Source organism: Nocardiopsis rhodophaea, from assembly GCF_039530945.1.
Classification (GTDB): Bacteria; Actinomycetota; Actinomycetes; order Streptosporangiales; family Streptosporangiaceae; genus Nocardiopsis_C; species Nocardiopsis_C rhodophaea.
On the sequence record NZ_BAAAPC010000015.1, the window covers coordinates 23,878 to 49,708 of the forward strand.

Sequence of the window (25,831 nt, forward strand, 5' to 3'; positions counted from 1 at the left end):
AGAAAAGGTGAGCGGCCGCCGGTGCCGCGCGGGCGCGGCGACGCCCACGTCGGGACGCAAGGGGGAGGAGCAGGTGATGGCGCGCGAGGACCGAACCCGCATCACCCACAGACCCGACGAGAAGACGCCGCTCGCCCGGCTGCGCACCGCCTACCACGCCGCGCCGCTGCGCACCCGACTGTTCGGGGCACTGGCGGTGATCACGGCCGCCGCCGTGCTCGCCTACCTGGCCGCCTTCCCGGTGCTCATGGCGATCACCATCGCCGTCGCGGCGCTCTGCCTCTTCGCAGCCCTGATGCGTTCCTCCGACGCCGTCGCCACGGCCCTGGTCTCCCTCGTCTGGCTGGTCCTCGCCTACGTCCTGTTCCAGATCCCGATCCCGGTCGCCGACTCCCCGATTCTGCTGCTCCTCCCGCTCATCACGCTGCTGGTGGCCCTCCTGGCCACCCGCATCACCGCTTTTCCCACCTGGCACACCACCCTGCTGGCGCTGCTGGTCGGGCTGATCGCGGGTCTGGCTGTCGCACTCGCCGGACTGCTCACCGACACCGTCGCGCCCGCCGCGGGCGTCGTCGTGTGTGCGGCGGCAGCCGGCGCTGCGCTCGGCTGGCGGGCCTTCGCCGGGTACCGGCTGCGCAGCGGAATGCGGCCCCGTGACGGAGCCCCGGACGCGGACCCGGGCACCCGGCCGGGACCGAGCCCCCACCCCCGCCCGGCCAACGGGGCGGGCGGCTCCGCGGCCACCCGCCGCCGCGCCATCGCGGGCTCCGCCAGCGGCGCGAGCTGCGCCCAGAGCGGCGACGTGCCGGACCCCATTCCCGTCGACGAGGCCCTGGCCCGACTGGAGAACATGATCGGCCTCGACCCGGTCAAGCAGCAGGTGCGCGCTATCGCGGCGTCCATCGAGGCGGCGCGGCTGCGCGCCGACGCCGGGTACTCGGTCGACAAGCCCCTGCGCCACCTGGTGTTCTCGGGGCCGCCGGGGACCGGTAAGACCAGCGTGGCCCGTACCCTGGCGACGATCTTCCACTCCTTCGGCCTGCTCCCCACACCGCACGTGATCGAGGCGCAGCGGGCCGACCTGGTCGGCGAGTACCTCGGCGCGACCGCGATCAAGACCAACGAGCTGGTGGACCGCGCCCTGGGCGGTGTGCTGTTCATCGACGAGGCGTACTCGCTGGTCAACGATGGAGACGGGCAACCGGACCGGTTCGGCAACGAGGCCGTGCAGACCCTGCTCAAGCGTGCCGAGGACGACCGGGACCGGCTTGTCGTGATCCTTGCCGGATACGAGGCCGAGATGGACCGCTTCCTCGCCTCTAACCCCGGCCTGGCCTCGCGGTTCGCCACCCGCGTCACGTTCCCCAGCTACACCGCCGAGGAGCTGCGGCAGATCTCCGAGCACCTGTTCGAGCAGCGCGGCGACCGCATCGAGGACGAGGCCCGCCCGGCCCTGCGCCGGCGGTTCGATCAAGTGGCGCAGCGGGGGGCCATCGACGACCTGGGCAACGGACGCTTCGTGCGCTCGCTGGTGGAGAAGGCGGCCGAGGCCCGGGACGTGCGCGTGGTGACGTCCGGCGCGCACGAGCATCGGCCGGTCCCCGACGACCTGGTCACCGTGCGCGCCGACGACATCATTACCGCCTTCGAGGAACTCACCGCGCGCCTGCCCGGTTTCGGCGACACGCCGGACATCGCCGGGGCTCTGGCCGAACTCGACGGCATGATCGGGCTGGAACCGGTCAAGGGGCAGGTTCGCTCGATCGTCGCCCAGCTGCAGGTGGCCAAGCTCCGTGAGGAGCAGGGCTTGCGTACCCAGGCGCCGATGCGGCACTTCGTGTTCTCCGGACCGCCCGGCACCGGAAAGACCTCGGTGGCGCGCGTCCTCGGCCGCGTGTTCGCCGCGCTGGGTCTGCTCGGGCGGGCCGAGGTCGTCGAGGCGCAACGCTCCGACCTGGTGGGTGAGCACCTGGGCGCCACCGCGATCAAGACCAACCGGCTCATCGACCGGGCACTGGGCGGCGTGCTGTTCATCGACGAGGCCTACGCCCTGGCCAACCCCGGCTACAGCGGCGGCGACGCGTTCGGCGCCGAGGCCATCCAGACGCTGCTCAAGCGGGCCGAGGACGACCGGGACCGGCTGGTCATCGTGCTGGCCGGATACCCCGACGAAATGGACCACTTCCTGGCCAGTAACGCCGGGCTGTCGTCACGCTTCGGTGTACGGGTGGCCTTCCCCAGCTACACCGCCGACGAGCTGGGCGAGATCGCCGACGTCCTGGCCGCCCGCACCGGTGATGCGTTCGATCCCGCGGCGCGCGAGGACCTGCGGCGCATCTTCGGCTACGTGTGCGACGGAGGCTGGATCGACGAGCTGGGCAACGGGCGCTTCGCCCGATCCCTGTTCGAGAAGTCGTGCTCCTACCGCGACCTGCGGGTGGCCGAGGAAGTGGGCGACGCCGCGACCGCCGCCGAGCTGACCCGCATCACCAGCGCGGACCTGCGCCAGGCGTACTCGGAGCTCACCCAGGGCTGATCCGCCGCCGGAGGCGGGCTCGGGGCCCGGAGCGGAACCGCCGCCCCGGGCGGGTGACTGCTACGCTCCGCTCCATGAGTGGACGTACCTCCCCTGTCACCCAGGCGATCATCCTGGCCGGAGGCCAGGCCACCCGGCTGCGGCCCTACACCGACACCCGTCCCAAGGCCATGGTCGAGATCGCCGGGCGGCCGATTATCGACCACCAGCTCGACTGGCTGGCCGGACACGGCGTCGAGCACGCCGTCGTGTCCTGCGGATACAAGGCGGAGGTGTTGCGCGGCCACCTGGCCGCGCGTACCAGCGGGCCCGAGACCACCCTGGTGGTCGAGGACGAACCGCTGGGCCGCGGCGGTGGCCTGCGCTACGCGGCGGGCGGTCTGCGCGCTTCCGATGACCCCTTCTTCGCCCTCAACGGCGACATCCTCACCTGGTTCCCGCTGGACGAGTTCACCGCCTACCACCGGGAGAAGGGCGGGCTGGTCACCCTGGGCCTCGCGCGGTTCCGGACCAGCTGGGGCATCGTCGACGTCGCCGATGACGGCGTGATCGAGGGCTTCACGCAGAGCCCGCAGCTGCCGTTCTGGATCAACGCGGGTGTCTACCTCTTCGAACGCGCCGTCGTCCCGATGCTGCCGGTCAAGGGTGACCACGAGTCCAGCACCTTCCCGGAGCTGGCCAAGGAGGGGCGGCTGTTCGGGTACCGCATCGACGGTTTCTGGCGCGGCGTCGACACGGTCAAGGACGTCAAGGAGGCGGGAGACCAGATCGCGGCGCTGCGGGGGGAGACATCCACCTCGTGACCTGCCCTGCTCCCGCGTGCGGGGGAAGCCGCCGCCAGTCGGTATCGTCGCTTTCGTGACGAACGACGCCCATTTCCCGGCCACCGCCCCCAACTTCCGCGACCTCGGCGGACACACGACACGCGACGGGTCAACGGTCCGCCGCGGCGTGGTCTACCGCTCCGACTCCCTGTCCAACCTCACCGACGACGAGCTCCACGCCCTCGGCAACCATCTGGGCCTGCGCCTCCAGGTCGACCTGCGCAGCTCCTTCGAGCGCGAGGCCGCGGCCGACCGCGTCCCCGACGGTGCGGAGTACGTGGCCCTCGACGTCCAGGGTGACCACAGCACCGGCGCCGACCTCGCCGCGATACTGACCGACCCTGAGCGCTCCATCGCGCTGCTGTCCGACGGCGGCGGCGAGCGGTTCGTGCGCGAGGTCAACAGAATGCTCGTGAGCTGGGACGACGCTCTGGCCGGCTACCGGGAGCTGATCCGCCTGGCGGCCACCGGACCCTCTCCGCTGGTGTTCCACTGCAGTGCGGGCAAGGACCGCACCGGCTGGGGTGCCGCCCTGCTGCTGGCCCTGCTCGACGTGCCGCGCGAGGCGATCATCGCCGACTACCTCGCCAGCAACCCCCGCCTGTCCCAGGCGCGGGAGTGGGTGTACGGGTCGGCCGAGCGCCACGGCGTCGACCGGGACCTGCTCCGACCGCTGGTGGAGGTCCGCGAGGAGTACCTCCAGTCCGCGTTCGACGAGGCCGACCGCGTCTACGGCTCGTTCGAGGGGTATGTCGCTGACGGCCTCAAGATCGCCCCCGAGACCATCGACGCCCTGCGCGCCCGCCTCCTCGACCCCCGCTGACCCCGGGACCACACCCGTAGCCACCCGCGGCCAGGCGCGGTGTCAGCGGTCCCTGCGACCCGCGATCACAGCTGACCGCGGTCGACCACCGGACCGCGGGCGAGGCGGCGGCCGCTGACCGCTACAGGTTGTCCAGCGCCGCGGTCAGGGCGTCGTCGTCCTCCGCCTGCTGTAGGGCGTCGAGCAGGATCCGCAGCACGGCGGGTCGGCCGAGGCCGCGGTCGAGCAGGCGCTGGGCCGCCGCCCACAGGGCGGGCGGCTCGCCGTTCCAGAGGCGCGCGGCCAGGTGCTCGTGGGCCGCGATCTCCTCCTCGGAGGCGGCGTGCTCGTTCGCGTGGTCAGACGTGTCCCAGTCGTCGGCGCGCGTCTCGTGCTTGCCGCGGTGGCCCGCTGGGGTGTCGTATTCCCCGAAGTGGTCCAGCCGCAGCAGCGCCCGGCGCCCGGCCGGGGTCGCGGGGTCGAAGTCGCCCGCCGACTCCTCCAGCAGGTCGCTGGCCAGGAGCGGGAAGGCGAACATGCGGCGGGGGAGTGCCGACAGGTCGCGGTCGGGGAGCAGACGTGCGATCGCCTTCCGGTTCAGCCCGAAGGACGCGGTGGGGTCGCGGTAGGCGGTGGTGAAGGACGCGGTCGACTCCCACAGCGCGTCGAGGGTGGCGCCGACCGCGACCTCGGGCAGGCCCGACCGGGGCCCGGCCCAGCGGATCCACGCCGCCAGCACGTGCGGCATCGCCTCCTGCTCGGAGGGCAGGAGGACCACCCGGCGCGGCAGCCACGTCAGCAGGAACGCCTCCACCTTGCGCGGGCTGACGCGCAGCGGGCGTCCGGCGTCGCGGTCGCAGCCGTAGTCGATGATGTGGTCCACGCATCTGCTGGCCGCGTAGGAGTCGGAGAGCTCGGCGGCCTCGTCGGAGGCCAGGAACCGGGCGGCGAGCATCGCCCGGCGGTCGTGGCGCCACACCGGTTCGGCCAGGACGTCGTCGCCCGGCTGGGGAAGGACCCGCAACCGCGCGCGGAGGAGAGCGTGGTGCGCTGCCAGGGACCCGCCCGAGGGCCCGGTGGCTCCGGTGGCCGCGGCGGGGTCGGCGTGCGCGGCCGCGCTGTCGGCCAGCCGCTGGTCCGTCTTGGCCACCGTGTTCTCCAGCAGCGCGCGGGCGTGTCCGAGGTCGAGCGGTTCGAAGGTCGCCATGGGGTTATCCGCCTGCTCGGCGCGGCAGTGCTCAAGGAGCCGCTCGACCTTGGTCGTCACCCATACGTCGCGGAGCACGCCGCCACTGTTGTGATCGATGACCGCGATCAGGGCGTGCGCGGCCTCGTCCGCCGGGCCCGGGTCGGTGTCGTAGCGGAACGTGCAGATGAGGTCGTCGGTGTCGCCGAACCGGGTGCCCGACACGTAGGCGGCCACGGGGCGCGCCTCGCCCAGTGCGCTGGCCCACGGCGGCCGTGCGATGTTCTGGCGTCCCAGCTCGACGATCCCCTTCTTGGCGAGGACGCGCTGACGGCGTGACGTCCCCAGCACCGCGACCCCGCTCAGCAGGGCGAGTCCCGCCGCTGTTCCGGAGGATCGGGCGTGGGCGACGAGGCCCTCGCCGAGTCGGCGCTCGACATCGAGGCCGGGAGTGCCGGGAATGGTCAGTCCCCACCAGGAGCCCAGCATCTCGCTGACGCCGATTTCGGCGTCCAGCGGGTGCCGCATCGCGAGAAGGGCGCGCGCCGCCCGCAGCATTTCGGCGAAAATGGCCTTCGGCGCGGGCTCGGGGTCCGGCTGTGGGGAGAGGCGAGGTTCGGACACCCGATAAAGCCTATGGCACCCACCGTCCAGGCCAGTGCGAATCGGCCCGCGGGTCGGACCGCACGAGGTGGGGCGCCCTGGTGGGGCGCCCGGAAGTCGAACGGTCACCGCGCGTCAGTGCCGGCTGTTCGCCCTACACCAGGCCTTCGTGTGGCTGTGCGGGCAGGGCGACGGCCAGTCGGGACGGCGGCTCGGAGTTGATCACGGCTTGCAGGTGTTCCCTGGCGAGTCCCTCCACCAGGCCCGGTGTGACCTGGTAGCCGAGGTGCTCCGCGCATTTCCAGGTGTCGCTGACGCAGCGTTCGACACATCGGTGGGACAGCACGCTGAACTCGTCGTGCAGTCGGGCCGCGACCTGCTGCAGGTCACGGACAGGATAGGTCTGGAGCATCCTTGCTCACGCCCCTCGCTGGCGGTGGTCTGGACGGCGACCTCCATCCATTTCACTTGTTCGCGGAAGCGTGTCAACCCCTCTCAGGGTGTCCTTTAATTGGTGTATACCTTTTTCGGACCTAGCAGGAAATCCGGGCCGCTGTGTAAATATCCATGTTCCTCCAGCTCAAGCTCGCGTTTCGCCGAGAATAGGCTGACCGAAACCCCACCCGGGGCGGCGAACGTGAGTGAAGCGGCGTATCATTTACCTTCTGTGAAGGACGTTGGCTTTCCGCCGGAGCATCGGACCAGCGAAGGGCAGTGGCCTATGCTGGGGCGGAGATGGTGTTGCGTCAGCACGCGTCGTCGCGAGGCGGCCGGAGCCGGGGTGGTACCGGCCGTCCTCCCGTCTTCGCCCTCCCCCGAATTCGTTAAGCTCTTGGCGCTCGCATGAGCGAGCCCCACGCCCGTGGGGGTGACCCGGACCCCGGAGGTGTCATTGTTGAGCACCGAGACATCCCTCCCTCTCCCACGCATGTCCGGACTCGGCTCCTCCGATTCGGCACTGCTCGACACTTTGCTCAAGGAAGCACCCATCGGATTCGCGTTTCTCGACACCTCGGCGCGCTTCCGTCGGGTGAATCGGACCCTGGCCGCAATTTACGGACACGGCGAAACCGAACTTCACGGGCGCACCCCGGCGGAGGTGTGTGCGTCCCCCGACGACGTCGCGGCCCACGAATCCGCGATCACGGCGGCGCTGGCCGGAGAGACCGTGGTCTACAGCGATCACCACATGGACGGCGGTGTCCTGGATGCTTACGGCAACCAGCCGCACTGGGCGATGTCCTGGTTCCCGGCCTACGGCGAGGATGGGGTGATCGACGGGGTGGCGCTGATCGCGGTCGACCTGAGCGACAGGCACAAAGCGGAGGTGGCGTTGCGACGAAGCGAGGAGCGCTACCGGTCCCTGCTCGCCGCCACCAACCAGGTGGTCTGGGCAGCGACCCCCGACGGGAAGATCAGTGAGGACTGCCCGGAGTGGCGCGCCATCACCGGCCAGCCGGTCGAGCGCTACCTGGGCCGCGGATGGCTCGACGCCGTCCACCCCGACGACCGGGAGCGCGTCGAACGCGCCTGGGACGACGCCATCGCCGACCGGATGATCTTCGACGCCACCTTCCGGATCCGCATCCAGTCCGGCGAGACCCGGCACTATCGCTCCCGGGCGGTGCCGATCACCCGCGGCGGCGAGGTCGTCGAGTGGGTCGGCGCCAACACCGACGTCACCGTCCAGCGCGAGGCCGACGACATGCGTCAGCGCCTCACCCAGCAGCTGGGCGAGGCCGCGTTGCGCACGGTGCGGCTGCAGAAGGCCACCTCCGACCTGGCCGAGGCGCTGACGGTCGACCAGGTCGTCGAGGTCATGACCGAGATCGGGCGCTCGGCCGTGGGCGCCGACCGCACCACCCTGGCCGAGCTCGACCGCGACCGCCTCCGGCTGCGGCTGCTGGGCTCCACCGTCCACGACCTGCGCGACATCCCCGGTGGCCAGCCGCGCGACGTCGGTCTGGACTACCCCTGCACGATGGCGGCAGCCGTGCGCGAGCGCGGCCCCCTCATCGTGCGCAGCCCGCTGGAACTGTGCGCCCTCCTCGACGACGCGCCCGAGATCATCGACTTCCTGGAGCACACCGACGAGCAGTCGTGGATCGCCCTGCCCCTGCTCAGCGCCGGGCTGCCCATGGGCGCGCTGCGTTTCGCCTTCACCAGCCGCCGCGACGTCTCCGACGAGGAGAAGGTCTTCCTCGAAGCGCTCGCCGGCCAGTGCGCCCTGGCGTTGGAGCGCGCGCAGCTGTTCGAGCGCGAGCACCGCACCGCCGAGGCGCTGCAGCAGAGCCTGCTTCCCGAGGACCTCCCCGAGGTCAAAGGCATCCGGATGCGGGCGTCGTACAGCTCCGGCACCCAGCACGTGCAGGTGGGCGGCGACTGGTACGACGCTTTTCCCCTGCCCGACGGCCGCGTGGCCGGTGTCCTCGGAGACGTCATGGGCAAGGGGCTCAAGGCGGCCACCGGGATGAGCCGGGTGCGCAACGCGCTGCGTGCGCTCGCGTTCAGCATGCCCGAGCCGGCCGACGTGCTCACCGGCCTCGACCGCATGTTCGACGCCACTGAGGGGTTAGACCAGGTCACCACGCTGGTCTACTTCGTCCTCGACCCCGAGACGGGGCAGATCGACCTGAGCAACGCGGGCCACCCGCCGCCTCTGGTGGTCTCCACCCAGGGGGCTCCGCGGCTGCTCGAAGGAGATCCCGACACACCGCTCGGGTTGGTCTCGGAGCGGGGGCACCACAAATTTTTCGTGGAACCCGGTAACACCGTGGTGCTCTACTCCGATGGACTTGTTGAGAACCGGAGGCGGGCCGTCGCCACCGGGATCGAAGATCTAGTCGCCGTAGCGTCGCAGGCGCCGCCGGAGGTGGTGGGGGAACCGCAGCACATGCTGGAGTACCTTGTTGAAGGCATGCTCGCAGGGTATGAGCAGGACGACGACGTCACACTGCTCGCCGTCCATCTTCCGGTGGCCTGAGGCCACGCCGGAGTAAGCAGACCGTACGAAGAAGTCCGACACTTTGCCTAAGGTGGAGGAACCATTAACCCCGCTCGCGCGGGGGGTGGGTTCGAGGACCCGACGGTGGGGTTCGATCCGCAACGGTAGCGGAGAAAAATCCTACTGGGCGGATGTGCCCATACGCTAGACAGGGCGCATACGCTGAAGAAAATAAGTCTTCCCCGTCCAGGCGGGGATGTTCCCGGGCAACAGCGAGGTCAGGGCGCCGCTCTCCCTCGTGGCTCATCGGGCCGCCGGGTCCAGCAATCTCGCCACACGTCCGTTCGAGAGGTGTTTGTGTCACCTGCCAGTTCGACCCGCTCTAAGCAGCCGGAGTCGCTGCAAGAGCCCGTCATCCAGCAGCTGATCGAGCGTGGGCGGTCCCAGGGGTACCTTGAGCCCGAGGACGTACGCCGTGCCTTCGAGGAGGCCGACATCCCGATGTCGCAGGCTCAAGCCGTGCTCCGCAGCCTGACCAAGGAGGGTGTCACCCTCGTGGTCGGGGCTGAGGAGTCGGCACCCGCGCGGCGGAAGTCCACGCGGCGCAAGGCGCCCGCAGCAGCCAAGCCTGCCGCCAAGAAGGCCACCACCGCGACGACCAGGGCCAAGCGCGCCGCGGCGGCGCAGGAGCAGCCCGACACCGTGACCGCGGTTGTCGACTCCGGTGCCGCGTCCGCGACACCCGCTGCGAAGAAGCGCGCGGACGCTGGGGAGGCCGAGGGGGCGCCCGCCAAGAAGGCGACCAAGAAGAGCGCCGCCAAGTCCGCGGCCAAGCCCGCCGCCGCGAAGAAGACCAAGGCGAGCGAGAAGAAGAAGCCCGAGGACGAGATCGGTCTCGCCGCGACCGACGATCAGGACCTCGACCTCGAAATCGCCGACGACCTTGAGGACACCGGCGTCGAGCTGGAGCTCGTCGAAGACCGGCCGGAGAAGCCCGAGCCCGTCGGGCGCCCCGCCCGCCCCGAGGGCGCCGGCACTCCGGAGAAGGCGGTGTCCACCACCAACGAGGACGAAGCCTTCGTCCTCTACGACGATGACGACGACGCCCCCGCGGCCCAGGTCGTCGCCGCGGGCGCCACCGCCGACCCGGTCAAGGACTACCTGAAGCAGATAGGTAACGTCGCGCTGCTCAACGCCGAGCAGGAGGTCGAGCTCGCCAAGCGCATCGAGGCCGGCCTGTTCGCCGAGGAGAAGCTGGCGGAGGAGCGGCACACGCTCAGCCCCGAGCTCCTCGACGAACTGGAGTGGATCGCCGAGGACGGCGGGCGCGCCAAGAAGCACCTGCTTGAGGCGAACCTGCGGCTCGTGGTCTCGCTGGCCAAGCGCTACACCGGGCGCGGCATGCTCTTCCTGGACCTGATCCAGGAGGGCAACCTGGGCCTGATCCGCGCGGTCGAGAAGTTCGACTACACCAAGGGCTTCAAGTTCTCCACCTACGCCACCTGGTGGATCCGGCAGGCCATCACCCGGGCGATGGCCGACCAGGCCCGCACCATCCGTATACCGGTGCACATGGTCGAGGTCATCAACAAGCTCGCGCGCGTCCAACGGCAGATGCTCCAGGATCTCGGCCGGGAACCCACCCCGGAGGAGCTGGCCAAGGAACTCGACATGACCCCGGAGAAGGTCGTCGAGGTCCAGAAGTACGGCCGCGAGCCCATCTCCCTGCACACGCCGCTGGGCGAGGACGGTGACAGCGAGTTCGGTGACCTCATCGAGGACTCCGAGGCCATCCAGCCGGGTGAGGCGGTCAGCTTCACCCTGCTGCAGGAGCAGCTGCACTCCGTGCTCGACACCCTGTCCGAGCGCGAGGCCGGTGTGGTCTCCATGCGGTTCGGCCTTACCGACGGCCAGCCCAAGACGCTGGACGAGATCGGCAAGGTCTACGGCGTGACCCGTGAGCGGATTCGGCAGATAGAGAGCAAGACGATGTCGAAACTTCGGCACCCGTCGCGCTCCCAGGTGCTCCGCGACTACCTGGACTGACCTAGCCGAATCCGTCCGGCACACACACGCACGGTGTATCCCGGGCCGACCTTCCCGCGACCTTGGAAGGTCGGCCCGGTCCGTGTGCGGCCTGGCCCGGCGGGCCCTCCACCTCGGGTGTGGCGATGCCCGAGTGGGACGCTGTGCCGGGGAGCCGCTCCGTACATCCTTCATCCGACATGCACGATCATGTCGGATGCCATGTAGGAGTGAGATAAAAGACCGAGACCGCTTCGTTACCGGTGATCCGCGTCCGGCGGCGGCACCGTGTCTGGTATGCCGCTAATGTCGCAGAATCATGAGACTGTTCGGCAGCCGTAAGAAGGACGCGAAGATCGAAGCGCTAGCCGAGGGCCTCGTCACCACACGCCTGTGGGTGGACCCTGCGCTGAGCGCGGGCGTGCACGCGGTGCGGGACGGGTACCTCCAGGCGGGGCTGGCGCTGTTGCGGGAGTGCCGCGACGATTACGACCTGCGGGTGGAGCGGGTGGACGCTCTTGCCAGCGCCGCGGTCGGACGCAGTGGGGAGGTCTTCGACCTCCTGGAGGACGGGATGTCGGGTGCGGACGCCTCTGACATCCTGCTCTGGCTCGGCTCCACGCTGATCAGCGAGGCCTGGAAGATCCGCGGCGGCGGATACGCCCCCAGCGTGGGTGAGGACCGGTTCAAGCTCTTCTTCGCCAGCCTCGGTGCCGCCGAGGAACCTCTCCTGGAGGCGGCGAAGCTCCGCCCTGACGACCCTGTGCCCTGGCACCAGATGCTCGCCTACGGCATGGGCATGTCGCTCGACCGCGAGCAGCAGGACCAGATCTGGGCCAACGTCGCCCAGCGCTCCCGCTTCCTGGTCGAATCCAACTGGCGCCGATTGCAGGTGCTGTGCGAGAAGTGGCACGGATCCCACGAGGAGATGTACGCCTTCGCGCGCGAAACCGTCGCCCTGGCACCTCCGGGACACCCGGTCACCTACCTGCTCCCGGCGGCCCACTTCGAGTACGTCCGGTCTGTCTTCGAGGACCTCGTGGGGGACGAGGGGAAGACCTGGGCGTATGCCAAGTTTCAGCTCGAACACTGGTCGGACGCGGTGATCGCGGAGCTGCGGTCGGCCGCCGCCAAGTGGATCACTGCGACGCCCGGCCCGACCTCGCATCACCTTGACGCCCACCACTACTTCGGCTGGTGCTTCTACGAGGCCCAGGAGCAGGACGCGGCGCGCTGGCACCTCCAGCAGGTTGGCAACCATGTGGTCGCCAACCCGTGGGGCTACCGGATCTCGTCCCGCCACGAGTTCGCCATAGCGCTGATCGACCTGAAGCTGGCCTGAGCCGGGTCAGCTCACGCGCGAACGACGATGTCGAGCGTGGCCGGGCGCTTCCCGCGCGCGGGCGGGGCGAGCTCGGCGACGTGCCCGAGGTCGTTGAGGGCATCGGCAAGCTCCCGGGGCGTGTGTGCGTCCACGCCCTTGGCGAGCAGCGTGTGCGCGATCGCTCCCCGGGTGGCCTTGGCCATGTGACTGACGACGGAGCGCTTGGTCACGCCCCCGTTCGTGGTCTCCCGCAGCACCCGCACGGAGACCGCGCGCTCGGCGGTCTCACCCGTGGGAACGAACGCGGTGGCGTAGGCCGCCGAACGGCAGTCCACGATCAGCCGGCCCTCGGCACGGGCGGCGAGCACGCCGCTCAGCCGCGACTTCCAGAACGTCCCGAGCGCGCCCAGCGGCGGCAGCTTGACCCCCATCGAGAGCCGGTAGGGTGGCAGCGGGTCGGTCACCCCGACCGCACCCCACAGCCCGGAGAAGATCAGCACCGATGCCTGTGTGCGTGCTGCGGCGCCGCTGGCCAGCAGGTCGGGCAGGCGCAGGTGGTCGTAGAGGACACCGGTGTAGAGGTCGGCGGCGCGCAGTGTCGGCGCGATCCGCACCTCCAAGTCACGCTGGACGGCGTCGACCTGCCGCTCCGAGAGCCCCAACACCTCGCGCGCCGCGTCCACCGGCCCCGAACACACCCGCTCCAGCGCATCCAGCACCGTCTCACGCGCCTCGGTCACCTCGGCGAGACTCAACGCGGACAGGTCCAACTTGGGACCATCCCCCGCCGTCGCCTTGCCTTCGGACGGGGGCAGCAGGATCAGCATGCGCTTTTCTCTCACAGGGAACCGGGTTCGGCGACCCATCGGGTGGGTTGGCCGGTACGGCGGGCGATCGCTTCGAAGTCCCGATCGTAGTGCAGCAGCGCCAACCCCGCGACCTCGGCACATGCGGCCACGAGTAGATCGGCAGCCCCCCGCGCTGCGGTGCTCGCCGTGCTGGGTAGGAGGGCCTGAACGTGCCATGCGCGGGCATTATGGCGCTCGTCGAACGGCGCGGGTCATCGATCAGGACCTTCGTCATCCCGCCTCCGTGGCGTCGAGACAGAGCCGCGCATATACGAGCTGAGAGTCAGGATATACGTGTGTGTCTCTCGGTGTGGGGGAGACGGCGAAGGAACGCGGACGCCATGCCCAGAGTGTCAAGCGGAGCGGGATCGGAGGAGGGCCCGCCATGCCGGTGACACGACATCAGCGGCGGCCTCCGTGGTGGAGGCCCCCGCTGGACGCCTGTCGTCAGATGACTTAACGCTCGTCCTCGGCCGGAGTGGCCGGTGCCTCATGGAGGCGACTCGTCTCGTCCTGGATTTCCGAGGCGATCTTTCTGATCGAATCGTCGTGCTTGCGCATGTGGTGCGCGCAGAACAGTAGTTCGCCACCGGAGTTGAGAACCACTCGGACGTACGCCTGCGCTCCGCAGCGGTCGCAGCGGTCTGCAGCGGTCAGGGGCTGCGTGGGGGCAAGAGTTCCAGTCACTTCGCCTTCCTCAATGCTCGGCGTTAGTCACTCTGGACAACATCTAACCGGACGAAGAGCTTCCCAACCAGCTCCTGTGTACGCCGACAGCGGAATCGGCCGGTTTTGTGGCCTGCTTCACCCGGTTTGCGGGTTCTCTTCCTTGTCTTGTACCCGACGACACGCCTAGCTATCGGGCGGAAGGGGAGCAGCCGGGCCGCACGGGCCGGAGATGGTAATGTCGCGCGTGGTGTGACCGTGAGAGAACCGGCGCGCCTCACTGCTGTCGGGCGGGTGGTGAGCCGCACGCGCCGTCACTCTCGGTGGTTTCGCCCCGGGATCGCGGGAGTGGCCAGGGGGTGCCCGGTCCTGTCACACCCATGAACCAAGCTGGGCCTACTACCGCCCGCCCTCGTCCGCCCGTGTGTGCGCACACTCCCGAGGCCACGAGCCTGTGCGCGTGCCCCTGTCCTTCGACCGCAGGAGATGTCCACGTGACCGCCCTCACCGCAGCCGTTCATGAACCTGAGGATTACTCCGCACGGCATCTTTCGGTCTTGGAGGGGCTGGAGGCGGTCCGCAAACGCCCCGGCATGTACATCGGCTCGACGGACAGTCGCGGTCTGACGCACTGCATGTGGGAGATCATCGACAACTCCGTCGACGAGGCCCTCGCCGGGTTCTGCACCCGCATCGACGTCGTCCTGCACCGCGACGGATCGGTCGAGGTGCGGGACGACGGCCGCGGTATTCCGGTCGATATCGAGCCCAAATCGGGACTGTCCGGCGTCGAACTGGTGATGACGAAGCTGCACGCGGGCGGCAAGTTCGGCAGCGGCTCCTACACCGCGTCCGGTGGCCTCCACGGTGTGGGTGCCTCGGTGGTCAACGCGCTCTCGGCCCGCCTGGACGTGGAGATCGACCGCGAGGGCCACACCCACGCCATCAGTTTCCGGCGCGGCATCGCCGGCCGCTTCAGCGCCCCCGGCCCCGACGCGGACTTCACCCCGGCCCCCGGCCTGGAGGAGGTGCGCCGAGTGGCCAAGAAGGTCACCGGCACCCGCATCCGCTTCTGGGCCGACCGGCAGATCTTCCTCAAGGAAGCCGACATCACGCGCGAGTCGCTGCTGGACCGCGCCCGGCAGACCGCCTTCCTCATCCCCGGCCTCACCATCGCGGTGCGCGACGAGCGCTCCGAGGAGGAGCCGCCGTACGAGGAGGAGTTCCGCTTCGACGGCGGCATCGGCGAGTTCTGCGCCTACCTCGCCCCCGACGAGGGCATCAACGACGTCCTGCGCTTCGAGGGCTCCGGCCACTTCAGCGAGACCGTGCCGGTCCTCGACGACCTGGGCCACATGGTCCCCACCGACGTCGAGCGGAAGCTGGAGGTCGACGTCGCGATGCGCTGGGGGCGCGGCTACGACACCACCACGCGCTCGTTCGTGAACGTCATCGCCACCCCCAAGGGCGGCACCCACATGACCGGCTTCGAGCGGGCGCTGGTGCGGGTCGTCAACGACCAGCTGCGGAGCACCAAGCTGCTCAAGGCCAACGACGAGGCGGTCACCAAGGAGGACGTGCTCGAAGGCCTGACCGCCGTGGTCACGGTGCGACTGCCCGAGCCGCAGTTCGAGGGGCAGACCAAGGAGATCCTGGGCACCTCCGCCGCCTCGCGCATCGTCTCGTCGGTAGTCGGCAAGGAGCTGCGGCACTTCCTCACCTCCACCAAGCGCGGCGAGAAGCAGCAGGCCCGCGCCGTGCTGGAGAAGGTCGCCAACGCCGCCAAGGCCCGCTTGGCCGCCCGACAGCAGCGGGAGACCCAGCGCCGCAAGAACGCCCTGGAGAGCTCGGCGCTCCCGGCCAAGCTGGTCGACTGCCGCAGCGAGGGGCTCGACCGCAGCGAGCTGTTCATCGTCGAGGGCGACTCCGCCCTGGGGACCGCGAAGCTCGCCCGCGACTCGGAGTTCCAGGCGCTGCTGCCCATTCGCGGCAAAATCCTCAACGTGCAGAAGTCGTCGGTGGCCGACATGCTCAAGAACGCCGAGTGTGCGGCGATCCTGCAGGTCATCGGTGCCGGTTCGGGGCGCACCTTCGACATCGACGCGGCCCGCTACGGGCGCGTCATCCTCATGGCCGACGCCGACGTCGACGGGGCGCACATCCGCTGCCTGCTGCTGACCCTCTTCTACCGGTACATGCGGCCGATGCTGGAGGCCGGACGGGTGTTCGCGGCGGTGCCCCCGCTGCACCGGATCGAGCTGACCAACGTGCGCAAGAAGCGCGGTGCCAAGCCCGAGGACCGCTACATCTACACCTACTCCGACGGCGAACTGCAGCGGACGCTGCTGGAGCTGGAGAAGAAGGGCCTGAACTGGAAGGAGCCGGTTCAGCGGTACAAGGGCCTGGGTGAGATGGACGCCGACCAGCTGGCCGAGACCACCATGGACCCGCGGTTCCGCACGCTGCGCCGCATCCGGGTGGAGGACGCGGAGGACGCCGCCAAGGTCTTCGGGCTGCTCATGGGCAACGAGGTCGCCCCGCGCCGCGAGTTCATCAGCAAGGGCGCCCAGGAGCTCGACCTCAACCGCATCGACACCTGACCGGCCCAGCGTGGGGCCGGCCCCGGTGTCTCCGGACGCCGGGGCCCGCTCTCGCAGCCAATAGCGCCCGCCGTGTGCCCCGAGCCGGGCTGGGCACACAGCGGGCGCCGTTCTGGTGGCTAGATCACGTTCTCGATGGTGATCGGCAGGTCGTGGAAGCGCTGACCGGTGGCGTGGAAGACGGCGTTGGCGATGGCGGCCGAGACGCCCACCAGCCCGATCTCGCCGACCCCCTTGACGCCGAGCGGGTTGACCACCCGGTCCTCGACCTCGATCATCTCGATGTCGACGTCCGGGGCATCAGCGTTGACCGGGAGCAGGTAGTCGCCCATGCTCGCGTTGCCCCAGCGGCCGTACTGCGGCTCCATGTGCGTGGCTTCGAGGAGCGCCTGGCCCACCCCCCACAGCATGCCGCCCATCAGCTGGCTGCGCGCGGTCTTGCGGTTGAGCACCCGTCCCGGAGCGAACACGCCCGTCAGGTGGCGGACCCGCACGAGGCCCAGGTCCGGGTCGACCGCCACCTTGGCGAACTGGGCGCCGAAGGTGGCCATGCCGTGCCCGGTGTCGGGACCGGGCGGGTTCCACGCCCCCAGCGCGTCCGCGTCGAACATCATGTTGCGCTGCAGCAGCTCGGCGTAGGTCTCGCCGGTGTCGGGCTGGTCGCGCAGCATCATCCGCCCGTCGCGCACGACAACGGAGGCCGGGTCGACGCCGTGCAGAGGCGAGCGCGCGTCCGCCACGGCCTGCGCGATGAGCTGGTCGCGCAGGGCGGTGGCGGCCGTATGCACCGCCGCGCTGACCGCGCCGGAGCCCGCGGACCCGACCGCCGCCACGGTGTTGGGCAGTTCGGTGTCGCCGTAGTGCACCGCGACCACGTCGGTGGAGACGCCGAGGGCGTCGGCCGCCACCTGCCCCATGATGGTCCCGACACCGGTGCCGAAGTCCGCGGCGCCGCTCTCGATCACGGCGTGCCCGTCGGCGTAGACCCGGGCGCGGGCCCGCTGCGGGTTCATGGCCAGGTAGACCGGGTAGATGGCGCTGGCCATCCCCGTGCCGATCAGCCAGTTGCCCTCGCGGCGGGTGCCGGGCCGCGGATCGCGGTCGGCCCAGCCGAAGAGTTCGGCGCCGCGCGCGTAGCACTCCTTGAGCCCCTTGCTGGACCACGGGTTGCCGGACTCCGGGTCGACATCGGCGTGGTTGCGCAGCCGCAGCTCCATCGGGTCGATGTCGAGCTCGTAGGCGAGCTCGTCCATCGCGGTCTCCATCCCGAAGACCCCCGACGCCTCGCCCGGCCCGCGCATGAACGTCGGCGTCATGGTGTTGGCCTTGAACAGCCGGTAGACGCCCTCGTAGTTGGGGCAGGCGTAGATCTGCGAGGCGGCGTTCAGGGACGGCTCCGCCCAGTCGTCGAAGTGCGAGGTCGGCGAGAGCTTGTGGTGGCGCATCGCCGTGAGTGTGCCGTCGCGCCGCGCCCCCAGGACGACCCGGTGCTCCTGCTCCTCGCGGTGCCCGCACGAGTGGAACATCTGCTCCCGCGTCAGCGCGAGCTTCACCGGCGCCCGCACGTGCTGGGCGGCGAACGCGGCCAGCGCGGGGTGGTGCCAGATCATCGCCTTGGACCCGAAGCTGCCGCCGACGTAGTCGCTGATGACGCGGACGTTGGACGGCGGCACGCCGAGCAGCTCGGCCACCGTCAGCCGTGTGGCCGTGGGGCCCTGGGTGGCGTCGTACAGGGTCAGCCGCGCGTCGTCCCACACGGCCGTCGTCGCCGACGGCTCGATGGGGTTATGGTGATTGGCGGCCAGATGGCAGGTGCGGTCGATCCGCGCCTCGGCCTGGTCCAGCCCGGCCGCGACATCGCCGCGTTCGGCCCGGCCGGGGATGAACCCCCCGAAGATCCGCTCGGCCTCATAGGCCTGGGCGCGCCCCTCCTCGATGGTGGTGATCGCCCGCTCCTCCCGGTAGCCGATCCGGACCAGGGTGGCGGCGTGCTGGGCGCGTTCGAGCGTGTTGGCGATGACCATCGCCACGGGCTGTCCCGCGTAGTGCACCGTTGCGTCCTGCATCGGAAAGAAGCTTTGGGCGTGGGCCGTGGTGCCCGCGATCGACGGGATCAGGTGCGGCTCCGCGGCGATCTTGGGCATGTTGAGGTGGCTGAGGACGGCGAAGACGCCCTCGGCCGCCAGCGCGTCGCTCGCGTCGATGGACGTGACGCTCCCGCTGGGAATCTCCGCGCCGATGAGGACGGCGTGCGCCGTCCCGGGCGGGGTGAACTCCGCGGAGTACCGGGCGCCTCCGGTGACCTTGGCGCGCCCGTCGAGCCGGTCGAGCGGACGTCCGATTTCCGTTCTCGTCGGGGCACTCATGCCCTACCTCCTTCGCTCGCAGGCTCCTCGCCCGCTTCGCCGCCCGAGCGTTGGGGCCTGCGGCCGGTCGGCACCGGCGCCTTCGCCTGCTCGGTCGCCCTCACGCCGCCTCCCCCATAACCGCGGCGGTCTCCAGCGCCCGCACCAGGGTGCGCTGGGCCAGCTCGATCTTGAACCCGTTCATACTTCGCGGGACGGCCGGGGCCATCTCCTCGCGCGCTGCCCGCTCGAACGCGTCGCGGTCGTCGGCGCGGGCCCCGGTCAGGATCTCCTCGGCACGCCGGGCGCGCCAGGGCTTGGTGGCCACGCCGCCGAGGCCGACGCGCACCTCGCCGATGACGCCGCCGTCCGTCCGCATCGCCACCGCCGCGGCGGCCAGGGCGAACTCGTAGGACTCGCGGTCGCGCACCTTCAGATAGGTCGACCTGCGGGCCATCGGGGTGGCCGGAATATCGATCGCGGTGATCAGTTCGCCGTGGCCGATGGGGTGCTCCCGCTCGGGTGTGTCGCCGGGCAGCAGGAAGAAGTCGTCGAAGTCGACGGTGCGCGACCCCTGCGGACCCTGGAGGTGCACGACGGCGTCGAGCGCCACCAGCGGGACGGCCACGTCCGACGGGTGGGTGGCGATGCAGTGGTCGCTGGTGCCGAGCACCGCGTGGGTGCGGTTGATGCCGCCGATGGCGGCGCACCCCGAGCCGGGCTCCCGCTTGTTGCACGGGGCGGTCCCGTCGCGGAAGTAGCCGCAGCGTACGCGCTGCATCAGGTTGCCGCCCATCGATGCCATGTTGCGCAGCTGCGCCGATGCCCCGAGTTCCAGGGCCTGGGCGACCATCGGGAAGCGCTCGCGTACGGCGGGGGCGCGGGCGACGTCGCTCATGCGGGCCATGGCGCCGAGCCGGACGCCGCCGTCCGGCAGGTCCTCGATCCGGGAGATCGGCAGGTCGTTGATGTCCACGACGCGGCGCGGCCGGGCCACGCCGATCCTGAGCATGTCGACCTCGGTGGTGCCGCCGGCCAGGAATTCGCTGTCGGGGTCGGCGGAGGCCTGGGCGATGGCGGTGGTGACATCGGAGACGCGGGTGTAGGCGACGGGGTGCATCACGGTCCCCCTTCCGCCGCGTCGCGCACCTCGCGGATGGCGTCGCGGATGTTGGGGTAGGCGGCGCACCGGCAGATGTTGCCGCTCATCCATTCCCGGATCTCGGCATCGTCACCGGCGTGGCCCTCGTCGATCAGCGCGACGGCGGACATCAGCTGGCCGGGTGTGCAGTAGCCGCACTGGAACGCGTCGTGCTCGATGAACGCCTGCTGCATCGGGTGCAGCTGCTCGCCGTCGGCGAGGCCTTCGACGGTGGTGATCTCGTGGCCCTCGCAGGAGATGGCCAGGGTCAGGCAGGAGACGATCCGGCGGCCGTCCATCCAGACCGTGCAGGCGCCGCAGGCGCCCTGGTTGCAGCCCCGCTTGGGGCCGGTGATGTCGAGGTGCTCGCGCAGGGCGTCGAGCAGGCTGACCCGGGGCTCGATGTCCAGGCTGTGGTCGGTCCCGTTGACGGTCAGCGTGACCTCGACGGTGCCTGGGCCGCGTTCCGCGGGAGCGGCCACCGTTTCTGTCGGGCGGGTCGGCCCGGGTACGTGCGCCGCGCGCGCCTGGTGGGTCATCGCACGGCCCCCCGTTCCGGCTCCTCGGCCGAACGCGATTCACTGCACATGTGCATCCCCCTATGCCCATGGATGTCCGGATCGCCGTCGGCCTATGTCGGGGCGTTTTCTCCGATAGCGGCCAACGTCACCTACCTTTCCCTTGGTGGGTGACCTGGGACACACAGGAGCGGTAAAGATCGCGCCATGGATCGTTGACGGGCGCCTCGGCGCCGGTGGTAGACAGCGCCTGCAGGCGACGTCGGAGAGTAGTCAATCAACCACGAGTGGGAGAGGGGGTGTCCGTGGCGGCACGCCTGCCGACGTCGCACCGCGGCCAGAATCCGGCCGCCATCCCGAGGTCAACCGAGGGGCGGGGCGGCGACCGGCATCGCGCGTGAAAAGCTCAGCAGCGCTGGGGTGTTTCGTCGAGGCCGGCGCTCTCGGGCGGCGCCCACGTTCCCGTGGCGAGGAAGCGTTCGATGGTGGCGGTGTAGGGGGTGGGGTCCAGTCCCGCGGCCGCCACCCAGCCGTCGTCGTAGTAGCTGTGCCGGTAGCGCTCGCCGCCGTCGCACAGGAGCGTGACGACGCTGCCGTGCCGCCCTTCGCGCAGCATGCGCGCGATGAGCTGCCAGACACCCCACAGGTTGGTGCCGGTGGACCCTCCGGCACACAGCCCGGTGGCGTTATTGAGGTGGCGCATCGCCGCGATGCTCGCGGCGTCGGGTACGGGCACCATCAGGTCGATGACCGAGGGGACGAAGCTCGGTTCCATGCGGGGACGCCCGATGCCCTCGATCCGTGAGGGCATGCCGGTGCTGTAGTCCGGCGCCCCGGTGACCCAGCCCGGAAAGAACGCGGAGTTCTCCGGGTCGACCACGGCCAGCCGGGTGTGGTGGCGCTGGTAGCGGAGGTAGCGGCCGATGGTCGCGGAGGTGCCGCCGGTGCCCGCTCCCACCACGATCCAGTCGGGGACGGGGTGGCGTTCCATGGCGAGCTGCTCGAAGACCGACTGGGCGATGTTGTTGTTGCCGCGCCAGTCGGTGGCCCGTTCGGCGTAGGTGAACTGGTCCATGTAGTGGCCGCCGCACTCGGCGGCCAGCCGCTCGGCCTCGGTGTACATCTCGGCGGGGACGTCCACGAAGTGGCAGCGCCCGCCGTAGCGCTCGATCAGCTCGATCTTCTCCGGGCTGGTCGACCGGGGCATGACGGCAACGAACTCGACACCGATGAGCCGGGCGAAGTACGCCTCGGAGACGGCGGTGGAGCCCGAGCTGGCCTCGACGACCGTGGTGTTCTCGCTGATCCACCCGTTGGCGAGCCCATACAGGAACAGCGATCGGGCCAGGCGGTGCTTGAGGCTGCCGGTGGGGTGGACCGACTCGTCCTTCAAGTACAGGTCGATGCCCCACTCCCGGGGAAGTGGGAAGACGTGCAGATGGGTGTCGGCCGAGCGGTTGGCGTCGGCGATGACCCTGCGCATGGCCTCGTCCACCCAGGACCGGGTGCGGGCGCAGCTGCGGTCGACCCAGGACGGGCCGTGTTCGTCTCCCGGGGCTGTCATACGCCGCATGTTACCCGGGTTCCCGGGCGCCAGAGCAGGTCAGGCCGGACCCGCGGCGTGGGGCCCGGCCCGATCCGCGGCGGACGGAACGCGGGAGCGGCGGGCCCGAGGCTCAGTCGAGCGACCCGCCGGACATCACGGAGTGCATCCGCCGGTGCGGTGCCGCCTCGTCCTCGCGGCTCTGCCGCTCCAGCGAACGTGCCAGTGCGATGTGCGCCCAGCTGTCGCACGGGTCGAGTTCGACGAGCTTTCTGAAGGTCTCCTCCGCCTTCTTCAGCTGGGCGGAGTGGAAGTAGGCCCGGCCCAGGAGTTCCAGGATCGAGCGGCTGTGCGGTTGTGTCTCAGCGAGTGGGGCCAATATCCGGGCAGCGCTGATCGGGTCGCCGAGGTCGAAGTACATGCGGCCGCGGGCGAAGGTCTCGTAGGTCGTCTCCTCCACGTGCACCCCCTTCGTCCGGCATCACAACAGCTCGCGGCGTTGTGCTATTCCCGCGCCGGGCCACCGGGTCAGGCGTCGACCGGCGTGACCTTCCCGCTGTCCACGTCGTAGATCGCTCCGGCCACCGGCAGCCCCTTGGGCAGCAGCGGGTGGTGCCGGATCCGCTCCAGGTCGTGCCGGAGCGCCCCGAGCTGGTCGTTGTCGGTCTTGAACTCCAGGCTGCGGGTGTCGACGCCATGGGTGGCCAGGATGGTGTCGTGCACTTCCTCATCGCTGGCGACCGAGGCCATCTTGCAGCGGGTGTGCGGGAGGACCAGGACCCGCTCGACCCCCAGCAGGTACACGGCGAGGACCAGCGTGCGCAGGGTGTCGTCGGTGACGCGGGCTCCGGCGTTGCGCAGGATCTTGGCGTCGCCCGGCCGCAGACCGAGCATGTCCAGCGGCTCGATACGCGAGTCCATGCACGTCACCAGGGCGAGCCCGCGCGCGGCCACGGGCTGGAGACCCTTCAGCTGGAATTCGGCGACATAGGCCGCATTGGCCTCAAGTACGTCGTCGAAAGCGCCACTCATTCCGTTCTCCATTCACTCTCCCCGCACGTCATCGGCCGGTGCGGGCACCACATCAGCGGTGTGCTGTTCCCTCCCACTCTCTCAGCCGGGGGGAGGGAACCGCACGTCAGGGTCGATGGCGCCGTCGGTGACGGCGCCCGTGGACGATCAGGCCGGGGGCGTCGCCCCGGAGTCGGTCCGCCCACTGCCCACCACGGCGACGGGGCTGGTCAGCGGCTCGCCGGAGCCGTCGCGGCGCTGATCGAGGTCGGGCAGGCGGACCGGGCCGCCGTCGGCGCGGTTGGCGCGGGCCGGAGCGCGGCCGACCCAGGCGAACAGCAGGGTGTCCTCACCCTTGAGGAAGCGCTGGCAGCGGACGCCGCCGGTGGCGCGGCCCTTGGCCGGATACACCTCGAAGGGCGTCACCTTCGCTGCCCCGGCCTGGGTGCCGGGTAGCGCCGTTGAGGAGCCCGTGACCGTGACGACCACCGAATCCTCGGGAAGGGCGACCGCCCCGAACCACATGACCCGGGCGTCCTCGGGCAGCTTCACCCCGGCCACGCCGCCGGCCGCGCGCCCCTGCGGGCGGACGGCCGAGGCGGGGAACCGCAGCAGCTGGGCCTGCGACGTAATGAAGACGAGGTCCTCCTCGCCGGTGGACAACTGGGCGGCGCTGACGACCCGGTCGCCCTCCCTGAGGTTGATGACCTCGAAATCGTCCTTGTTCGGGGGGTATTCCGGAGCGACGCGTTTGACCACCCCCTGCTCGGTCCCCAGGACGATCCCCGGCCCATCGGCGTGCATCGCGACGATGGAGACGAGGCGTTCGTCGGTCTCCAGCTCCACGAACTCGCCCGCCGGAACTCCCGACGCCAGGGCCGGGGTGTCGCCCTCGCCGTCCGGCAGCTCGGGCAGCTCGACCACGGGTACGCGGATCATCCGGCCGAGGTCGGTGACGAACCCGAGGTCGCCGCGGGTCCGTGCCGGGATCGACAGGGCGACGGCGTCGTGCTCGGTGCGCAGGCCGTCATGCATCCGCGGCAGCGTGGCGCCCTTGCTGCGGCCTACCTGTCCGGTGGTGCTCATCAGCACGTGGCAGGGCTCGTCGCCCATCTCCAGCGGGATCACCGCGCTGCGCGTGGCACCGGAGCTCTCCCGCAGGACGGTGCGGCGGGACGTACCGAATTCCTTGGCCACCTTGGCCAGTTCGGCGGAGACGAGCTTGCGCAGCTTCTTGTCCGACTCCAGGATCTCGGTGAGCTCGGCGATCTCCGACTTGAGCTGGTCGCGCTCGTTTTCCAGCTCCAACCGGTCGTACTTGGTGAGGCGGCGCAGCGGAGTGTCGAGGATGTAGCGGGCTTGGGTGTCGGAGAGGTCGAAGGTCGACATCAGCCGCTGGCGCGCCTGCGTGGAGTCTTCTGACTGCCGGATCAGCGCGATGACCTCGTCGATGTTGAGCAGCGCGACGAGGAGGCCGGCGACCAGGTGCAGGCGCTCCTGGCGCTTGCCGCGGCGGTACTCGCAGCGGCGGCGCACCACGTCGAGCCGGTGGTCGACGAAGACCTGCAGCAGTTCACGCAGGCCCAGCGTCTGCGGCTGCCCGTCGACGAGCGCCACGTTGTTGATGCCGAAGGACTCCTCCATCGGCGTGAGCCGGTACAGCTCCTCCAGGACCGCCTCGGGGTTGAACCCGTTCTTGAGCTCGATGACCAGCCGCAGGCCCTGGTTCCGGTCGGTGAGGTCCTTGAGGTCCGAGATGCCCTGCAGCTTCTTGGCCTGGACCAGCTCCTTGATCCGGGCGACGACCTTCTCCGGGCCGACGTTGTAGGGCAGCTCGGTGATGACCAGGCCGGTGCGGCGCGGCGAGACCTTCTCGATGGAGACGGTGGCGCGGGTCTTGAAGCTGCCGCGGCCCTTGGCGTAGGCGTCGCGGATGCCGTCGAGCCCGTTGATGGTGCCGCCGGTGGGCAGGTCCGGTCCGGGCACGAACTCCATGAGTTCGTCGAGGGTGGCGTCGGGCTTGGCGATAAGGTGCCGGGCGGCCGCGATGACCTCGCCCAGGTTGTGCGGGGCCATGTTGGTGGCCATACCCACCGCGATCCCCGAGGCGCCGTTGACCAGGAGGTTGGGGAAGGCCGCCGGGAGGACCTCCGGCTCCATCTCCTGGCCGTCGTAGTTGGGCTGGAACTCCACGACGTTCTCGTCGATGGACGTGACCAGGAGTTCGGCGGCACGGGCCATCCTGCACTCGGTGTAGCGCATGGCGGCCGGGGCGTCGTCGCCGCCCAGCGACCCGAAGTTGCCGTGCCCGTCGACGAGGGGGACGCGCATGGCGAAGTCCTGGCTCATCCGCACCATGGCGTCGTAGATCGCGCTGTCGCCGTGCGGGTGGAGCTTACCCATCACCTCGCCGACCACGCGGGCGCACTTCACGTGGGCGCGGTCGGGACGCAGCCCCATCTCGTTCATCTGGTAGAGGATGCGGCGCTGCACCGGCTTCATCCCGTCGCGGGCGTCCGGCAGCGCGCGCGAGTAGATCACCGAGTAGGCGTACTCCAGGAAGCTGCCGCGCATCTCCTCGGAGACATCGATGTCGATGATCTTCTCGGCTGGTTCCTCAGGGGGAGCGGATGTAGTACGGGCCATGCCGGTAATTCTGACCCGCCGAAGAGACCATCGCGAACCGATTGGCGCGATCGGGCGCGGCGCGGCTCCGGAAACGGGGGTGTGCAGGGGTGTCAAGATCCCGTTAAAACCGCGCGAGAAGGCCGTTCCCGGCGCGGTGGATCGCTGGGAGACAGGCAGCTATGACTACGTTGTGTGATGAAGTCCCGCGGCGCGTCCGGTGCCGTCCGGCGTCAGCGGGTCGCCCCTCCCGTCGCCGTTTCGGGCGTTCGGTGAGATCAAACACGGTG

General features: G+C 70.1%; 18 protein-coding genes and 1 pseudogene. 7 read left to right on the plus strand and 12 right to left on the minus strand.

The features are described 5' to 3' along the window. The first annotated feature begins 76 nt into the window (after positions 1-76). The 3 genes from ABD259_RS17075 to ABD259_RS17085 all read left to right on the plus strand — a co-directional run bounded on the left by ABD259_RS17075 (position 77) and on the right by ABD259_RS17085 (position 4,183). Positions 77-2,536, plus strand: coding sequence for an AAA family ATPase (locus ABD259_RS17075; RefSeq protein ID WP_344102464.1), 2,460 nt, complete (start codon positions 77-79; stop codon positions 2,534-2,536). A 74-nt stretch (positions 2,537-2,610) separates the two neighbouring features. Then, a complete protein-coding gene (locus tag ABD259_RS17080; RefSeq protein WP_344102463.1) occupies positions 2,611-3,339 on the plus strand; it encodes a nucleotidyltransferase family protein in 729 nt (242 codons plus the stop codon). Between the two features lie 55 nt (positions 3,340-3,394). Continuing rightward, positions 3,395-4,183, plus strand: coding sequence for a tyrosine-protein phosphatase (locus tag ABD259_RS17085; RefSeq protein WP_344102461.1), 789 nt, complete (start codon positions 3,395-3,397; stop codon positions 4,181-4,183). Positions 4,184-4,304: 121 nt separating this feature from the next. Here the strand turns inward: ABD259_RS17085 and ABD259_RS17090 are convergent, their stop codons facing one another. Together ABD259_RS17090 and ABD259_RS17095 are read right to left on the minus strand one after the other, a co-directional pair. After that, a complete protein-coding gene (locus tag ABD259_RS17090; protein ID WP_344102677.1) occupies positions 4,305-5,906 on the minus strand; it encodes a hypothetical protein in 1,602 nt (533 codons plus the stop codon). 199 nt (positions 5,907-6,105) lie between these two features. Beyond that, a complete protein-coding gene (locus ABD259_RS17095; protein WP_344102458.1) occupies positions 6,106-6,363 on the minus strand; it encodes a hypothetical protein in 258 nt (85 codons plus the stop codon). Positions 6,364-6,879: 516 nt separating this feature from the next. Here ABD259_RS17095 and ABD259_RS17100 point away from each other — a divergent pair. The 3 genes from ABD259_RS17100 (at position 6,880) to ABD259_RS17110 (ending at position 12,262) form a co-directional block, all read left to right on the plus strand. Further along, positions 6,880-8,934 (plus strand): SpoIIE family protein phosphatase, encoded by a 2,055-nt coding sequence (locus ABD259_RS17100; protein ID WP_344163982.1) that lies wholly within the window; start codon positions 6,880-6,882, stop codon positions 8,932-8,934. A gap of 375 nt (positions 8,935-9,309) precedes the next feature. Continuing rightward, positions 9,310-10,941 carry an RNA polymerase sigma factor gene (locus ABD259_RS17105; RefSeq protein ID WP_344163985.1) on the plus strand — a complete coding sequence of 544 codons (1,632 nt, stop codon included), beginning with the start codon at positions 9,310-9,312 and terminating at the stop codon, positions 10,939-10,941. A 298-nt stretch (positions 10,942-11,239) separates the two neighbouring features. Next, entirely contained in the window at positions 11,240-12,262 is a 1,023-nt protein-coding gene (locus tag ABD259_RS17110; RefSeq protein WP_344102456.1) for a hypothetical protein, read from the plus strand. Between the two features lie 11 nt (positions 12,263-12,273). Here ABD259_RS17110 and yaaA read toward each other — a convergent pair whose 3' ends face one another. The 3 genes and pseudogenes from yaaA to ABD259_RS17125 form a co-directional block, all read right to left on the minus strand. Then, the gene (gene yaaA, locus ABD259_RS17115; RefSeq protein ID WP_344102454.1) at positions 12,274-13,071 is read right to left on the minus strand and encodes a peroxide stress protein YaaA; all 798 of its coding nucleotides are present in this window, start codon (positions 13,069-13,071) and stop codon (positions 12,274-12,276) included. 11 nt (positions 13,072-13,082) lie between these two features. Next, positions 13,083-13,286, minus strand: a pseudogene (locus ABD259_RS17120) (PIN domain-containing protein); the annotation flags it as partial. Positions 13,287-13,548: 262 nt separating this feature from the next. Then, positions 13,549-13,779, minus strand: a complete 231-nt coding sequence (locus tag ABD259_RS17125; protein ID WP_026126264.1) for a DUF7455 domain-containing protein — start codon at positions 13,777-13,779, stop codon at positions 13,549-13,551. A 473-nt stretch (positions 13,780-14,252) separates the two neighbouring features. Between ABD259_RS17125 and ABD259_RS17130 the strand changes: the two genes are divergently transcribed. Continuing rightward, entirely contained in the window at positions 14,253-16,358 is a 2,106-nt protein-coding gene (locus ABD259_RS17130; RefSeq protein WP_344102449.1) for a DNA gyrase/topoisomerase IV subunit B, read from the plus strand. 119 nt (positions 16,359-16,477) lie between these two features. Here ABD259_RS17130 and ABD259_RS17135 read toward each other — a convergent pair whose 3' ends face one another. The 7 genes from ABD259_RS17135 to ABD259_RS17165 all read right to left on the minus strand — a co-directional run bounded on the left by ABD259_RS17135 (position 16,478) and on the right by ABD259_RS17165 (position 25,562). After that, entirely contained in the window at positions 16,478-18,724 is a 2,247-nt protein-coding gene (locus tag ABD259_RS17135; RefSeq protein ID WP_344163882.1) for a xanthine dehydrogenase family protein molybdopterin-binding subunit, read from the minus strand. A gap of 100 nt (positions 18,725-18,824) precedes the next feature. Next, positions 18,825-19,823, minus strand: a complete 999-nt coding sequence (locus tag ABD259_RS17140; RefSeq protein ID WP_344163988.1) for an FAD binding domain-containing protein — start codon at positions 19,821-19,823, stop codon at positions 18,825-18,827. Further along, the gene (locus ABD259_RS17145) at positions 19,823-20,383 is read right to left on the minus strand and encodes a (2Fe-2S)-binding protein (protein ID WP_344102445.1); all 561 of its coding nucleotides are present in this window, start codon (positions 20,381-20,383) and stop codon (positions 19,823-19,825) included. Before ABD259_RS17145 ends, ABD259_RS17140 begins: the two co-directional genes overlap by 1 nt. Before the next feature lie 385 nt (positions 20,384-20,768). Next, the gene (gene cds1 / locus ABD259_RS17150) at positions 20,769-21,926 is read right to left on the minus strand and encodes an L-cysteine desulfhydrase Cds1 (protein WP_344102443.1); all 1,158 of its coding nucleotides are present in this window, start codon (positions 21,924-21,926) and stop codon (positions 20,769-20,771) included. A 112-nt stretch (positions 21,927-22,038) separates the two neighbouring features. Next, on the minus strand, positions 22,039-22,365 hold the full coding sequence (locus ABD259_RS17155) for a tetratricopeptide repeat protein (protein WP_344102441.1): 327 nt from the start codon (positions 22,363-22,365) through the stop codon (positions 22,039-22,041). A gap of 68 nt (positions 22,366-22,433) precedes the next feature. Then, positions 22,434-22,937 carry a beta-class carbonic anhydrase gene (locus tag ABD259_RS17160; RefSeq protein WP_344102439.1) on the minus strand — a complete coding sequence of 168 codons (504 nt, stop codon included), beginning with the start codon at positions 22,935-22,937 and terminating at the stop codon, positions 22,434-22,436. A 147-nt stretch (positions 22,938-23,084) separates the two neighbouring features. Then, positions 23,085-25,562, minus strand: a complete 2,478-nt coding sequence (locus ABD259_RS17165; protein WP_344163885.1) for a DNA gyrase/topoisomerase IV subunit A — start codon at positions 25,560-25,562, stop codon at positions 23,085-23,087. Positions 25,563-25,831 lie beyond the last annotated feature (269 nt).